The following is a 15,098-nucleotide window of genomic DNA, read 5'->3' on the forward strand; positions in this document are numbered from 1 at the left end:
CTCCATGCTCCGCCCTTTGCTTCTGCCGGGCCGGGTGCAGGATACTTTTGCGTCAGCCATCGAAGTCCGTGACGTCACAACGAAGAATCTATGGAATCCGGCCGCGTGGCTTCCAGTTCAATCACTTCGACTTCTCGCGGGTAGTGAGCTTCCATATATGCGGTGCCCCGCATGCGCACTTCACGGCTACCATTGTTCACTATTTCTCCTTCCTTCCATCTCTGCGTGCCCTTGGCATGGCGAGAAGCTCATCAGCCACTGCGAGGCATGCGGAAGGACGCTGGGCACCAGTTTTGACCACTCCGGTGGTCTCGGGACTTGTACTTGTGGATTTCAGCCAATCGACGCCCACACAGCGCTACTGGACGTCAGGCAATTTCCCGCTCGTGAAGTGTCGCAGTGGGTGGATGACTACCTTCATTGGGCATCACGCCAGCGGGCAGGCCGAGTGATTCACTTCCCCAGTGATGCGCAAAGCTGGCCTTCAGCTCTGGCGCGCCTGATTGATAGAACGACTCCTATGCCGCCCGTCCACCAGGACGATGGCAATGCTCACGTAAGGTATGAGGCTTTCCAGCCATCCGCTGACGATCCGGAGCCAGGGGCGTTCTGGGGCTGGGCAATGATTGGCGGCAACTCGGGCCTCATGTGCGCTCCGCTCCCATTGATGGCCTACGATGCTTTGACGCGGGCCACTGCAGCGGCATGCGCCAGGGTCGGACTTGAAGGCCTATCTGTCCTGAGCTTCCGCTCAACGCACTACGACACCCAAGGACCCACTGAGGTAGAGCGGCACGAGTCGTTCCTAGCTCCCTATGGTGTTTCTGCCAGCGGCGCGACTTGGCTCAATCTCTCGGTTGTCGACCCGATGGTAACGTTAGCGTGCGGCACAGCGCTGGAGCTGGCCGCTGCGGCCTTTGGTATCGCGAACGACAAGCCGGATAGGTCCCCTTCCGTAATCGTCGCTTCGGTATTGGACAGCATTAAGGGAAGATCCGCCTTGGTCGACGCGCTTGTGTGGGTTCTGGCAACCGCTTATGAGGAAGGCTTGGCGTTGACGCTTGCAAGGGTGTTCAAGCTGAATCCGAAGGATGTACTGCCTTCAGGTGGGTATCCGGTCATCGAGCTTCAGGGTTCCGCCCGTTCCTTGAGAGAAGTCCGGGTCGCCTGGGTGACACCTCGAAAAACAGCTAGAATCCAGCAGAAATCCTAAGGCAGGCAGTTCTTAGCAATTTTTGCCATCATTGGGGCAACGGCACTGTCTCGTGCCGGACTGCGAACGGCAGTAGCCTTCATGCGAGTACGCAACACAAGGGGAGGCTTTGCCGCCGCGTGGGCTAATTGGCAATTCTAATGAACCCCCGGCAGTCGTGGGCGTGTTTTATGGGCTTCCGGAACTGTTGGGCGTTATTTATGTACTTCTGGAAATGCCGGGCGTCTTTGGTGAACTTCCGGGAATATCGGGCATCTTTGGTGGACTTCCGGAAATATCGGGCATCTTTGGTGGACGGAAGCTGCCAGGAAGAGGCTAAGCTCACCCCATCCATATCTTCTAAAATCAATGCGTTAGAGGCCGGGCGTTTTCGGTGCGGCAGACAACCGTAGGGGCTCTGCCCCTACACCCCATTAGGCGACCGGCTTCGCAAGCGCCGCTATGAGCATCACGTCCAGCCTTCGGAAACTATCAACCGCACGCCTATGTGAAGCCCGAATTGAGTCTGTATACAAGACCATGGCTTCGACGCGCTGTTGAAGCTCTACACGATTGGCCTCCAAGGGATTTCGCATAAATTCCAGATGAGCCGCTTCATGCAGTCCCACCAATTCGTTGTTGAAGCGATACGTGTCAATCAGTGATTTGGTAAGCGCGTAGCACTCTATGATCGCGGTGCGTAGTTCAACATCAGGAACGTGCCCAATATGGTCGGCGTTCTCCCGAAATACGGTGAAGTAGTCCTCGGCGATCGGATAGTGAATCTGGAGCGGTTGACCCTCGGGTAGTTGTTCAATGCGAACCGTCATAGTTAGCTCATAGAGCCTGTGCACAGTTCGGACTTCAACATGGATCGCCTGAAGCGTTGCCTTGACCAGCGATCTTGAATCATCGGCAGCTTGAACAGCAGCAGGGCATCCACATCGGCCAGATCCAACGTGGACACGTCTTCCCCAACGCTTAGATTGCGGACGGTCGCGCCCCAGCGCAGCAGCCGGCGCTCCAGTTCGCCCCGCCATGTGCGCGACGGCGACAGAATGCCGATCACCCGGCCCTGCAGCGGGCTGGCGGAGGGCTCGCCTGCCGCCGCCGCCATCGGAAACTCGACCGTGAAGACACTTCCCACTCCATGGGTGCTGTCCACTGCGATTGATCCGCGCAGTGCATCACACAATTGCCGGCACAGGGACAGCCCCAGGCCTGAGCCGCCGAAGCGCTCGCCGATCGAATCATCCGCCTGCACGAAGGGCTGGAACAACCGGGCCTGCTGCCAGGCGTCCAGGCCCATGCCCGAATCGGCTACTTCCAGTTTCAGGCGGCTGCCCTCAGGGGTTGCAAGCCACTCCGCACGCAGCTCCACGCGACCCGATGCGGTGAACTTCACCGCATTGCTGGTCAGGTTGCGCAGGATGCGTTCCAGGGCATCCACCGCACCCTGGCACTGCGTTGGCATGTCCGCCTGGATGCGATAGTCCAGGTCCAGGCCTTTGGCCAACGCAAGCGGGGCGTACAGCATGGCCACCCGCTCAACCAGTTCGCCCGGGTCGAAGCCGCTGGTGGACAGGTTCATCTGGCCCGCTTCCAGCCGGCTCAAGTCCAGTACATCGTTGACAATGCCCAGCAGTGAATCGGCCGACTCCCGGATCCGGTGCGCACGGTTCTGCTGCGCCGAATCCAGTCGCGATCGATCCAGCAGCTCCAGGTGCCCCAGCATGCCGTACAGCGGCGTGCGGATCTCGTGCACCATTGCCGCCAGGAAATTGGACTTGGCCAGGCTCTGCGCGTCGGCATCACGCAGCGCCTGCGCTTGCTGCCGCTCCCGAGCGCCCCGCGCCGTGATGTCGGTCAGCGCCAGGTGCAACCGCTGCTGGCCGTCGAAGGCGCCCATGCGGGCGTGGACCAGCAACTGTCCCTGCGCCCCACCCTCGCCGCCCACCAGGTCCAGTTCGAATTCGGTATCCAGGCAGCAGGCGTTGCGTGCACCCTGCTGCTGGAACGCCTGCCACAGCCGGGTGGGCAACGCTTCAAGCCCCTGTGCCGTAGCGCCCGTGCAGCGTGCCAGTGCATTGTTCTGGAACACCACGCTGCCGGTGGCGGCGTCAAGCACATACAGGCCGGTGGTACCCCCCGAGACTGCGTTCGCCAGGCGACGTTCGCTGTCGAACACCTGTGCGATGTTCCGGTACAGCGGTTCCAGCCAACGCTTGCCGAGCCGGTGCGCCAGCATCCACAGCCCCGCGGCCAGGATGGCATAGGCCAACGCTGCGACCATCAACCACGGCAGTGCGCCTGCCGCGATCGCACGCCAACCGTGCGACTCGACCAGCAACCAGGGCGTTCCAGGCACCCCGCCCACCAGGCGCAACGTGCCGTCCACGAACCGGGATGCAGGGAGGGCGCTGGCCGGGTCCACCGGGTCCAGCCCGGCCAGGTCCAGCGCCACTGCACCGTCCTTTGCGTTGCCGGTGGCCAGCAGGCGATCGCCGTCGGGCCCCAGCAGCACCCGCTGCGCATCACCGGCACCGCGCAGCAGCCCAAGAATGTGCTCGCTGGACGAGAAGGCCACGAACGCCGCGATGGGTTGTTCTCCATCGTGCACGTAGAACGTGGAATACAGGCCCGGGCGCTGGTTCACCGGGTGGCGGCCAATACGTACCCGCGTCTGGTCACGCGTGCCCATGCCCTGCAACATCGGCACGCGATCCTCTTCCGATGCTGGCCGTACCAGCTGCGCCCGCTCGCGCAACTCGGCAAACACGGCGTCGCGGGACTGCACGCGCAGTGCCTGTTTCAGCGCCTGCTCGGTGATGCCCTGCCCCAGCGAAAGGTAATGGCCACTCGGGTCGAAGAAGTACAGGATGGCGGCTTCGTCACCCGCATCGTCCACGGCCGTCAGGCGATTGATCAACGACACCGAAAGGCTCAACTGCAGGTAACGCTCGAGCTGTGCGGCATCCCAGTTCCGTGTACCCAGCCCCAGCATCATCTGCGGGGCGCTGCGTTCGTCGGCCGCCAGCACCAGGCGCTCGCCACCGGCGAGATATCGGGTGCGCAACGCATCGCCATCCGCGCGCAGCGTCCGCTGGCTCCAGGAGTAGTCAGCCATCTTCACCCAACGGTCGTGGTTGTCCTGCTGCTGCCGAAGCTCTTCGCCCAGGGTCTGGCGGGTGTTCTGGAAGGCTTCCAGGGTGACGTTGCGGTAATGGTCCACCTGCAGCGCAACGATGGCCAGCAGCGTGGCCAGGCCTGCAATGCTGATGATCAGCGCGCTGGTGAACAGCAGGCGGCGGTGGCAGCGGCGCAGCGTCTGAACCAGCGGCCACTCGGCATCTGCACCGGCAGGCTGTGCCGAGCGATGAACGGAGTCGGAAGTGGAAGCGCGGCGCATCATTCAGTAGGAAGCCGGGAGGAGCCCGGTGCGATGGAGGACCAGAGCAGCAGCATGCGGTGGCCCAGCGTGCAGTTCCCTAGGACAGGGCCCAAAACGCGTCATCCATGTTTCGCCACGCGACGGACAGATGCACGAAGCCCGCGGCCATTGCTGACCGCGGGCTGCATGCGATGCGATCGGCCGGCAACCCCCGTTGCCGGCGCAGCGCCTTTTACCAGCTCATGCCAGCACCGGCAGAGACGCTCTTCTCGTTGCCACTGAAGGCGCCGCCCAGCGAGACCGAGACATTCTTCTTCTCGCCGAGGATGCGCTGATAACCGACCGCCAGTGCCGCACGGCCATTCTGCGCACCCACACCCGCACCCAGGCGGTTGTCACCGGACAGGCCGGCGGTGTTCTGCGCCATGCCGGCATAGGCCGCACTGATTGCCGCCATCCGGTCGATGCGGCGGTCCAGCACATTGACGCGGCTGTCGGTGTAGTCACGGGCATCCTCAAAGCGGTCGTTCAACTGCTTCACGTTCACCGCGTCGGTGTCGCGGGTGCCGGCAGAGACATTGCTGACCACACGCTCGCTGCCCTCGGCGCCCACCGAGAACTCGTTCGCACGATCTGCATTCGAGCCCTTGCCGATGGCCACCGAGTTGCTGCCCGAGGCGACGGCGCCCTCACCAATGGCGACGGCACCGCTGCCGCTGGCATCACCACCGCCAATGGCCACCGAGGCCTCGCCGGTGCCGGTCAAGCTCGGGGCTGGGGTCTGTGCCTGTGCGTCCGCAGCAGCGGGAGCAACCGGGGCAGCCGGAGCCGGAGCCGGAGCCGGGGCCTGCGCCAACGACGGCGATGCCGCCGATTCATCACTGGCCGAGGGCTGCGCGTCATGTGCCACATCACTGTCGGATACCTGGGCGACGGCGGCGATGGCGTCATCGCCCTCAGTGGACAGGGCGCCCATCATGCCAACGTCGGCCGCGGCATCCGCGATGGAGGTGCTGGATGTTGCCACCACACCTGCGGTGCTGGCGGCAGCTCCGTCCAGGGCGTCCACGCGGTTGCCCAATGCATCCACGCTGCTCTGCAACGCTTGACGAACGTCATGCAGCTGCCCGCCGTTGACGGCCTCGCGGCTGCCAGAGCCGATCAGGCCATTGGCCAGGTTTCCGATCACCGTGCCCTGGGTACCGCCCAGGTTGACGCGGTTCAGGGTGTGGTCCGTGTAGGTCAGTACCGCCAGCATTTCGCCGGTGGTCGGGTCCAGCGCGCCAGCGGCCTTCAGCTGCCCCACCGTCACTGCCTCGTCATTGGCCTTGCCGTTGGCCAGGCCGGTCAGGCGGCGCCTGCCGTCGGAGCCGCTGATGTCCAACTCGTCGCCGTCACTGTCCTTGGCCACGGTCAGCTTGCCGGTGTCTGCATCGCGCAGCAGCAGGCCGGCCGTGCCCGCCGCCAAGCCATTGACGTTGGTGGTCAGCGTTGCCAGTGCGGTGTTGGTGCTGCTCAGCTGGCCAAAGGTGGCAACGTCGTTGGCGGCGGTGCCGTCGGCAACGTTGACGATGCGACGCCGGGTGTTTTCGTTGCCGACCGAAACGGTGTTCGCTTCTGTTGCAATCGCCCCCCTGCCCAGCGCGATGCTGCCAGCACCACTCGCGGCTGCGCCATAGCCCAGGGCAATGGCGTTCGCAGCGGACGCCTCGGCACTACGGCCCAGCGCAATCGCCGAGTCGGCTGTTGATGTGGCCAGACTGCCATAGGCCACCGACCCTTCATTCGCAGCACTGGATTGCTGGCCGATTGCCACAGCGCTGTTCCCTGCAGCGGAGGCCTGATGACCAACGGCCAGGGCTCGCGCACCCGCCGCCGTCGATGCAACAATACCGTTGACCTTGACCAACATAGTGTCCACTTTGGTACCCAGCCCAGTGTTCAGCTGACCCACGGTGGCAACGTCACTCGCGGCAGTGCCATCTGCGACGTTGACGATACGGCGCCGGGTTGCGGCAGTGGTGCCACCGACCGAAACGGTGTTCGCTTCTGTTGCAATCGCCCCCCTGCCCAGCGCGATGCTGCCAGCACCACTCGCGGCTGCGCCATAGCCCAGGGCAATGGCGTTCGCAGCGGACGCCTCGGCACTACGGCCCAGCGCAATCGCCGAGTCGGCTGTTGATGTGGCCAGACTGCCATAGGCCACCGACCCTTCATTCGCAGCACTGGATTGCTGGCCGATTGCCACAGCGCTGTTCCCTGCAGCGGAGGCCTGATGACCAACGGCCAGGGCTCGCGCACCCGCCGCCGTCGATGCAACAATACCGTTGACCTTGACCAACATAGTGTCCACTTTGGTACCCAGCCCAGTGTTCAGCTGACCCACGGTGGCAACGTCACTCGCGGCAGTGCCATCTGCGACGTTGACGATACGGCGCCGGGTTGCGGCAGTGGTGCCACCGACCGAAACGGTGTTGGCGGCCGTGGCCGTCGAGCCTGCGCCCAATGCGACGCTGTTCAGCGCAGTGGCCGTGGTGTTGGCGCCGGTGCCCAGTGCGGTACTGTTGTCGGCCAGGGCCTTGGCGCCATTGCCCATGGCAATGGCATTGCCACCGCCCGTAACCGTTGTTCCGTCCGTGCCCAGAACACCGGTTTCTGCGCCACGGCCAAGGGCGAGCGACGAATTTCCGTAGGCCTTGGCAAGGCTGCCCATCGCCACTGCGGTTTCCGAAAGTGCGACGGTCTGATTGCCCAGCGCGATGGCCCTGAGGCCCGCCGCCGACGCCGCGTTGCCAATGGCAATGGCGCGGACCCCTGCGGCAGACGAATCGCCACCGGTAGTTCCATTGACCTTCACAAACGTCGTATCAACCTTGCCGCTCACCGTGGTGGTCAACTGGCCATAAGTGGCAACGTCATTCGCGGCAGTGCCGTCAGCGACGTTGACGATACGGCGCCGGGATGCGGCGGTGGTACCACCCACCGAAACCGTGTTGGCAGCGCTGGCGGTCGAGCCGGAACCGATGGCCACGCTGTTCAATGCCGTTGCAGTGGTATTCGCCCCCGAGCCCAGCGCAATGCTGTTTTCCGCCAGCGCCTTCGCTCTATGGCCCATGGCAATGGCACTGCCCCCGCCGGTAACCGTTGTCCCGTCCGTTCCCAGAACGCCGGTTTCTGCGCCACGGCCAATGGCAAGCGACGAGTCTCCATAGGCCTTGGCAATGCTGCCCATCGCGACCGCATTTTCCGCAAGCGCCACGGTCTGGTTACCCAGCGCGATGGCCCTGAGGCCCGCCGCCGACGCCGCGTTGCCAATGGCAATGGCGCGGCCCCCTGCGGCAGACGAATCGCCACCGGTAGTTCCATTGACCTTCACGAAGGTGGCATCGTAGGCATGTGCCTTCAGCTGGCTGTAAGTCACCGCATCATTGTCGTCGACGGCGTTGCCGACGTTCATGATGCGGCGCTTGGTGGTGGCATTGCCGACCGAAACGGTCCCGGCTACGGTGGCGATGGAGCCAGAGCCCAGAGCAACGCTGTCCCTGCCGGAGGCGCTGGCGCCGTAGCCCAGCGCGGTGCTGTTGGCGACGGACGCCGAGGCCGACCGCCCCATCGCGATGGCGTCGGCACCTGCTGCGGTGGCAGTACGACCCATCGCGATGGCGTCGACACCTGCTGCGGTGGCAGAACGACCCACGGCAATCGAGGCTACATTCAACGACCTCGATTGAAAACCTATCGCTACCGAGTCGTCAGCCGTTGCATGAGCTTGATCACCCAATGCTGTGGCGTACCAGCCTGCAGCCGCGCCACTCCCGAAAGCAGCGCCTTGAGCTGCGGCGGTCGCGGCACGACCAACTGCGACCGCTCCTGCCCCACTTACACTGGCATCGGCACCGACGCCACCGTAGACCCCGCCAAACTTTACAAGCCTGGCGAGCTCGTCGGTCGTCGCCATGGTCCCGATTCCCGACGACATGGCCCCCATCTGCGGGCGCTCGCAGCGCAGGCCGTCGGCCGCCAGCTGCTCGCCGAAACCGCAGAGCAGCGGCTCGTTCTCCGCCAGCGCACTGCCGGCAGGCAGGCTCAGGGCGACCGCCAGCGCGCCGGCCAGGCGGCTGCGGCCGGAGGTTTTCTTGCCCCGCGCCGTGGCAAGTTCGTGGGCTACCGCCCATGTACCTGTGGAAACATTCCAGATGAGTTTGTAGACAGCATTCATGGTGTCGGTCCTGATTGATCGCGACAACGCGGTCGCGCGGGGTGATGGAGTCGGCGGCACGCAATGGCAGCCGTGGCGGAATGGTCGCAACCGCGCCATCGCCTCCCCATAGGTCAGGTCCTAAAATGCGATTGTCTTTGCGCGCGACGCACGCCTCGGGCCGAGGCAAAAAGCATCGCGCAGGCCATTAGCGGCAAACAGGGCAGGCCCCATCCATTGCTGCCGGCAGGCGCTTCAGCCGCCGGCAGTGGCCGTCAGCGGGTGCACGGCGCCGACATCGTCGATCCATTGCAGATCGATCTTCAGGGCACGCGAAGGTATGCCGGTGCCTGCCGGCAGGGCAATCAACGTATCGGCCAAGGGCGACAGATAGTCGTGGGCCAGATCCAGTCGCCGTGCACCGTCTTCCAGAGACAGTGACGCGATGTTGACCCCATACGGGCCGGGGTTGTGCACCTTCAGCTGCCAGTCGCCGGCTGCGGTGGGTTGCAGCGACCAGCGCAGTTGACCCGGGGCTGCGCCCGGCTGACCGCGCAGCCCCGCTGGGCGGTACAGCAGCTTGATGCGCGAATGGGTGTTCACCTGGAAGCGCGCGCCCTGCGTGTCCGGCAGCGCCGGAATCTCCACGATGTTCAGCCGGTAGATCACCTCGCGGTCGTCCGGCAGCGCGGCTGGGTCGGCCACCCGTACCAGCAGGTTGCGGTCGCGACCGGCATCAATGCGCTGCAGCGGCGGGGTCACGACGAAGGGGGTCTGGATGGTCTCAGGCAGGGCCCCGGCATCGCCCGCGTCCACCCAGGCCTGCACCAGTACCGGGTGCGCATCCGGGTTGCTGACGCGCAGGGCGACACTGCCCTGCCCCGCCGTGTAGATCAGGCGGGTGGCGCCCAGGTCCAGGCCGGCATGTGCCAGGGGCGGTGGCAGCAACAGGGCCAGCAGACAGCAGAGCAACAGGCGCATGGGATCTCTCCAGGGCGGCGCAGTAACCCGCGCCCCGCCTCAACGGTAATCAAGCTTGATGGTAATGCCGCCATCGGCGCGCCCGGACGACAGCGCACCGGTGCGCACATAGCGCACGCTCAGGGTCTCACCCGGGTTGGCGGTGCTGCTGCCGAGATCGTATGCGCTGCCAAAGGCCACCGGCGTGCCGTCGGGGGTGCCCAAGGTAACGCCGCGCCGCACTTCGAACTCGATGCCACGGGCGCCGCCACTGACCGCCGCACGGCCCAGCTGGGCATCGGTCACCGCCGTCAACGAGGTGTAGGTGACATCCACCGTCTGCGGCGTGGAGGGATCGCACTGGGTGGTCCAGCTGAACGCCTTGGCGGTACTGGTGCTGCCGATGCTCTCGAACTCCTCGGCGGTCACCTGGCCCAGATTGACCGTTGCGTCGCTGCCCAGGTCGATCGTGCAGGGCGTAGCCATCACTGCCACCGGCATGCCCGCCACCCCCAGGATTTCGTTGCCACCGGTGGTTTCACGCTGCCCCAAGGGACGGCGCGTGGTCGTGTACTGGCCTGGGGCAACCGCCCCGGTACGCACCAGGCGCACGCGCATGGATGCTGCCGGGCTGGTTTCGGCGCTTGCCATGACGATCTTCTGGCCATCACGCACGGCCGTCCACCGCCCATCGCCCCCCCGCACCTGCACGATCATGCCCAGGCCGGGTACACCGGTGCTGTAGATGCCCTGTTCTCCGCCGACGGCGCCGTCGACGGCGGGCAACGTGCCCAACTGGCCGCCATTGATGGCCACAACCGGCGGGGCGTCGGCTGCACAGGCGTCAGCCGAGGCCACCGCCACGCTTTCCTGCCCGGTGGTGGTATGCCAGCTACCCAACAGTTCACCCGTTCGCGCAGCGGCGCTGCCGCCCAGGGAGACGGCCGCAAACGTGTGCCATTGCTGCCCCCCGTTGCCGCAGGCCTGCGCGACCTGCGCTGCCAGTGCCAGCGGCGCCAGCAGCGCGCAGCGCGCCAGCCATGGGCGGGACCGGTGAAGGATGCCATTCATTATCGTGTGCTCCAGGTTCATCGCGCGGCACGGCGGCTGAGCAGCGCCGGGGCCGGGTCGAAATGACATTCACTGGCCAGCCTGCCTTCGTGGTCGGCATCGGCCAGATCGTAGTTGATCACACAGCGCTGGGCGTCGCCTTCGCCCCAGCGCACGAACAACTGGCCCTGCTCTTCGATGCCGCGCACCCACAGGCGACTGGCCTGGCCCACCACGCCCACCGCTTCGCCGGCCGAATTGGTAACGTCCACGCCAAACGGCAAGGGGCGGCCATTGATCATTGGTGCCTCGATCAGCGCACTGCGGCCATGGGTGGTTGCGAGCACCACCTTCACCACCGCGCCAGCGGTGGGGACCGTACTGACCGAGGCGGCGTCCAGCTCCACATCGCGATGCAGCCCGGTCGGGTCCACGCCGATCTCATTGCGACGGTACGGAGTGAGGTACGGCACCACGGCCATGCCCCGGGCGTTGGTTTTCAGGCCCGGCGCGTTGTGCACCCGCGCGCCTGCGGCGCCAGGTACTTCCAGGATGCCGATGGTATCGTTGAGCTGCTGCGACAAGACCACGCCACCGGCATGCAGTACTACGCCACCGGAGGCCCCCAGCGATTGCTGGTGCACCCCCTGTCCGCTGCTGACCGAGGCATTGACATTGGCACCTGGCAGCGCGTAGCTGGCGCCGGCACCGACCTGGGTGTGGCCTGCCGCGCTGCGGCTGGCACCGATGTTGTAGTCGCCCTGGCGGCGGTCGCCGAACACGCCGTTGATGCCGGCACGCGCTGTGCTGCGGCCGTCGCCGGCACGGTCCACGTTGGTGTTCATGCGCGGCCCATCCGACCGCCCCAGCGGCACGCTGATGTTGAGATTGATGCTGTTGCTTTGCCGGGATGGGCCGCCGAACAGCGAGCGCTCCGAACGGCGCTGGGCCGATACGCTGTAGCTTGCCGCGCCAAAGCTGCCACTGTAACCGGCAGAGAAGCTGGTGGAACGCTGTTCGCGGTTCCAGTAGTCGATGGTGCTGGCGCTGACAAACAGCGAGCCGCCGGTGCTGCCCAGGCGCTGGCTCAAGGTGGCATCGGCGCGGCTGCGCTGGCGCGCCAGGCGCTGGCCATCAAGGCCGCGCCAGGTATCGTCGCGCAGCTGTGCCGCATCACGCAGCGACAGGTAGCCATCAGTGGAGTAGCGATAGGCCGCCACCGCGATGTTGGTCTTGGTGGACAGCAGGTTCTTGCTGTAGGTCAGGCGCAGCGACTGTCCGCTCATGCGGTCGCCAAAACCGGCAACCTCACCGTGCAGGCGGGTGCGTGAATGGGTGATGTCGCCGGAGATGGCGCCCATTGAGGTGTTGACAGCCGCGCCAGCCAGGGCCGCAGTGTAGCCATCGGCTGCGGTCACGCCCCCGTAGACCGTCAGGCGGCTGTTGATGCCCTTGCGCAGCGTGCCCTCCAGAAACCGCGGGGCGTCGTGCAGGCGCGCGTCGCGCAGCTCGCCCGCAGTTGCGGTGAAACGATGCTGGCCCGGCCGCAGCAACTGCGGCACCGCCGAGAATGGCACCGAGAAACGCTCCACCTGGCCATCGGCCTCGGTCACTTCCACGTCAAGGTCACCGGCATAGGCGGTACCGAGCAGGTCATCGATCTCGTAGGGGCCGGGCGCGACGTTGATGTCCTGCAGCACGCGACCATTCTGGCGAATCGTCACGCGTGCATTGGTGCGGGCCACGCCACGCACCACCGGCGCGAACTCGCGCACCGAGTCCGGCAGCATGCGTGGATCGGTCTGTACGCTGGCACCACGGTAGGCCACCGAGTCGAACAGATCGCCATTGGTATTGGCATCGCCCAGGGTCAGCTGCGCGTTCCAGCCGGGCAGGTTGCGCTGGGCGAAACTGCGCCCGCTGCTGTAGTGCATGCCGTCATTGCCGTGGGTGGCATAGCCATCGTGACGAAAGCGCCAGGCGCCCAGGTTCACACCGGCGTTGAGGAGCACGCCGGTGCCATCACTGGACCTGCCTCGTGACTGCACGCGTTGATGGGTAGCCGAGTACCCCAGGATGAGAGCATTGATGCCGTCATCCCACTGGTCACGGCTGACCCAGCCGCGCGGATCGCTCTTCAGCAAGGCATGGGGAATGCTGATGTCCAGCACCTGCTCGCCGGGATCGAACTCCGCACGGGCATCGGGCACGTACTCGCCCAGGTCGTAGCACAGCGGAGTCTCATCCAGCGAACGCAGGCGCTGGCCATCGCCGCCAGTGGCACCCTGCACCAGCAGGCGGCCGAGCTTTTCACGGTCCAGCGGAATCAGCTCGATCACAGCCTGCGGCAGGCACAGGCGAACCTGCTCTCCTTCGGTGACCCGCATTTCAACGTCACGTCGCCCGACCAGGGTACTGTTGATGCGTACGTCGGCGCTGTAGGTGCCCGGCAGCACGCCATCTGTCTCGAAGCGGCTGAGGTCCATGCCCTCACTGCCGCCGATAATGAATTCCGTGTTGAACTCGACCTTCGGGGCCGCCAATACCGTGGTCGACAGCAACGCGCCCACCACCGCCGCACTGAGACGGCAGCGATGATGCATGGGCGTGGAATGACGTTCACGGCGATTCATGACAGGAACTCCAGGACGAGCTTTACCGGCACGCCCGCTCTCGGGCGTGGCATGAAGAGGTGGACATGCGAGTGCCGGGTTGGCCGGCCGCGTTCAGATCAGGGGGTGTGCAGCGGCATCGACATGGCACGCACGCCGCTTTGGTCGTTGACGTAGCGGAACTGCACGTTGGCGCTACCGGAAGGCCGGGTACTCAGGCCCTGCAGCGGGAACTGCGCCGTATCTCCAGGCGCCACCAGACCGATACCCCCATGGGAATAGGTCGTGCCTCCGCTGCGCAGCCCCACCGAACTGAAGTTCACGTAGTAGGGCGTTGGGTTGTATGCCTGCAGCGCGTAGCCGTTGCCGGTCTGCGACACCAATGACCACTCCAGCTGCCGTGGCGCGTCGGCCGCACCACGCGCGTCCAGCCCCTTGGGCCGGTACAGCACCTTCAGCCGCGTCCTTCCGCTCAATTGCAGGTAGTTGCTGCTCGCGGCGCCCGCCGACGGTTTTGGCGGGATCTCCAGGACATTGATCCAGTACAGCGATTCACGGTCCTGCGGCAGCGGCGCGCCGGTGAAGTGAATACGTATCACCTGGCTTTTGCCGCCTTCCAGGCGGAACAACGGTGGGCGGACCACGAACGGGGCACTGGCCGTTTCTGGCGTCGAATCACTATCGCCGTCGTCCAGCCAGACCTGCACCAGAACCGGGCCCTTGGGGCCGTTCTGCAGGCGCAGGCTGACTTCACTCTGACTGCCTGGGAAGATCACCCGGGTGCCTTCCACGGTCACCTGTGCGGCGGCAGCAGGGATGTACAGCGCTGCCGAAAGCAGTGCCAGGCCAGTTGCGGCGGCGCGAATCAGAAGCGACATGGGGGCTATCTCCGAGAAAGGGCGGGAATGACCGGGGCCAAGGCTCCGGTCATTCCGGTACAGGTAAAACGATGATTACGGGTAGGTAACCGCGTACTGGACGCTGGTGCTGACATCACCTGCAGTAGCCGCACCGGTGGAGTGGTACTGGGCGTACATGGGAATGGTGGCCACACCGTCGGTAATGGCGACCGTCTTGGAGTTGGTGTTGTTGCTCAGGTCGATCACTTCGCGATCACCGTTCAGCACGGCCACTTCCACGTTGGTCGCATCGTCTTCACCGGTGCCGTTGGTCAGGCGGCCGGCAGCGTTGACGCGGCCGCTGTTGCGGAACTCGAGCTGCACGTTGTCGTGATCGCACTGTCCGTCCTCGTCGGACGTGCCGATGACGATGCTGAAAGGCGTGGCGCCCAAGGTCAGGCCGGCAACATTCAGGCCGCCGGTCGATACACTCGGCAGGATGACGGTGCCGTTTGCGGCACCACCGCCGTTCACGTTGATGGCACAGCTTTCCGCCAGCACCGAGCCGGTGAAGGTGATGGTGCCGTCCTGGGCCTGGGCCGACGCGGAGGCAGCAATGGCTGCCAGGGCGGCCGACAGTGCGAATGTGATCTTCTTCATGGTGTTGGATTCTTTAGTGAGGTTGAGGGAGTTACTGCTGCATCGGCTCTTCGCGCCGCATCCAGAAGGACATCGCCCTTCCTTGCGCAAATGGTGCGGTTGCTGCCAATGGCGAAACATAGGACATGGCTGAAATCAGCAGGCCATGGCGCGAACAGCCAAATAAAAAAGGCGCCTTTCGGCGCCCGGACACACT

Annotated in this window: 9 protein-coding genes; 1 reads left to right on the plus strand and 8 read right to left on the minus strand. The window is 65.0% G+C overall.

The features are described 5' to 3' along the window. The first annotated feature begins 667 nt into the window (after positions 1-667). Positions 668-1,213 (plus strand): hypothetical protein, encoded by a 546-nt coding sequence (locus tag B9Y64_RS19395; RefSeq protein ID WP_126412179.1) that lies wholly within the window; start codon positions 668-670, stop codon positions 1,211-1,213. 413 nt (positions 1,214-1,626) lie between these two features. On the opposite strand, the gene B9Y64_RS19400 is transcribed toward B9Y64_RS19395, so the two are convergent. The 8 genes from B9Y64_RS19400 to B9Y64_RS19435 form a co-directional block, all read right to left on the minus strand. Continuing rightward, positions 1,627-2,022 carry a hypothetical protein gene (locus tag B9Y64_RS19400; protein WP_100442042.1) on the minus strand — a complete coding sequence of 132 codons (396 nt, stop codon included), beginning with the start codon at positions 2,020-2,022 and terminating at the stop codon, positions 1,627-1,629. Positions 2,023-2,024: 2 nt separating this feature from the next. Then, positions 2,025-4,601 carry a sensor histidine kinase gene (locus B9Y64_RS19405; RefSeq protein WP_162292385.1) on the minus strand — a complete coding sequence of 859 codons (2,577 nt, stop codon included), beginning with the start codon at positions 4,599-4,601 and terminating at the stop codon, positions 2,025-2,027. Between the two features lie 214 nt (positions 4,602-4,815). Continuing rightward, a complete protein-coding gene (locus tag B9Y64_RS19410; protein WP_162292386.1) occupies positions 4,816-8,802 on the minus strand; it encodes an ESPR-type extended signal peptide-containing protein in 3,987 nt (1,328 codons plus the stop codon). A gap of 234 nt (positions 8,803-9,036) precedes the next feature. Next, positions 9,037-9,762, minus strand: coding sequence for a fimbrial biogenesis chaperone (locus tag B9Y64_RS19415; RefSeq protein ID WP_100442045.1), 726 nt, complete (start codon positions 9,760-9,762; stop codon positions 9,037-9,039). A gap of 39 nt (positions 9,763-9,801) precedes the next feature. Continuing rightward, positions 9,802-10,812, minus strand: a complete 1,011-nt coding sequence (locus B9Y64_RS19420) for a fimbrial protein (protein ID WP_157804540.1) — start codon at positions 10,810-10,812, stop codon at positions 9,802-9,804. A 17-nt stretch (positions 10,813-10,829) separates the two neighbouring features. Further along, entirely contained in the window at positions 10,830-13,424 is a 2,595-nt protein-coding gene (locus B9Y64_RS19425) for a fimbria/pilus outer membrane usher protein (RefSeq protein WP_100442047.1), read from the minus strand. 98 nt (positions 13,425-13,522) lie between these two features. Next, complete coding sequence (locus B9Y64_RS19430) at positions 13,523-14,281, minus strand: fimbrial biogenesis chaperone (RefSeq protein WP_100442048.1); 759 nt, start codon at positions 14,279-14,281, stop codon at positions 13,523-13,525. 75 nt (positions 14,282-14,356) lie between these two features. Beyond that, positions 14,357-14,902, minus strand: coding sequence for a fimbrial protein (locus tag B9Y64_RS19435; protein WP_157804541.1), 546 nt, complete (start codon positions 14,900-14,902; stop codon positions 14,357-14,359). Positions 14,903-15,098: the final 196 nt, after the last annotated feature.

Origin of the sequence: Stenotrophomonas maltophilia (genome assembly GCF_002799245.1) — a bacterium.
Lineage (GTDB): Bacteria > Pseudomonadota > Gammaproteobacteria > Xanthomonadales > Xanthomonadaceae > Stenotrophomonas > Stenotrophomonas maltophilia_S.

Coding starts and splice junctions, on each gene's coding strand:
- B9Y64_RS19395 (WP_126412179.1), top strand. CDS start 668: ATGGCCTACGATGCTTTGACGCGGGCCACTGCAGCGGCATGCGCCAGG.
- B9Y64_RS19400 (WP_100442042.1), bottom strand. CDS start 2,022: ATGACGGTTCGCATTGAACAACTACCCGAGGGTCAACCGCTCCAGATT.
- B9Y64_RS19405 (WP_162292385.1), bottom strand. CDS start 4,601: ATGCGCCGCGCTTCCACTTCCGACTCCGTTCATCGCTCGGCACAGCCT.
- B9Y64_RS19410 (WP_162292386.1), bottom strand. CDS start 8,802: ATGAATGCTGTCTACAAACTCATCTGGAATGTTTCCACAGGTACATGG.
- B9Y64_RS19415 (WP_100442045.1), bottom strand. CDS start 9,762: ATGCGCCTGTTGCTCTGCTGTCTGCTGGCCCTGTTGCTGCCACCGCCC.
- B9Y64_RS19420 (WP_157804540.1), bottom strand. CDS start 10,812: ATGAATGGCATCCTTCACCGGTCCCGCCCATGGCTGGCGCGCTGCGCG.
- B9Y64_RS19425 (WP_100442047.1), bottom strand. CDS start 13,424: ATGAATCGCCGTGAACGTCATTCCACGCCCATGCATCATCGCTGCCGT.
- B9Y64_RS19430 (WP_100442048.1), bottom strand. CDS start 14,281: ATGTCGCTTCTGATTCGCGCCGCCGCAACTGGCCTGGCACTGCTTTCG.
- B9Y64_RS19435 (WP_157804541.1), bottom strand. CDS start 14,902: ATGAAGAAGATCACATTCGCACTGTCGGCCGCCCTGGCAGCCATTGCT.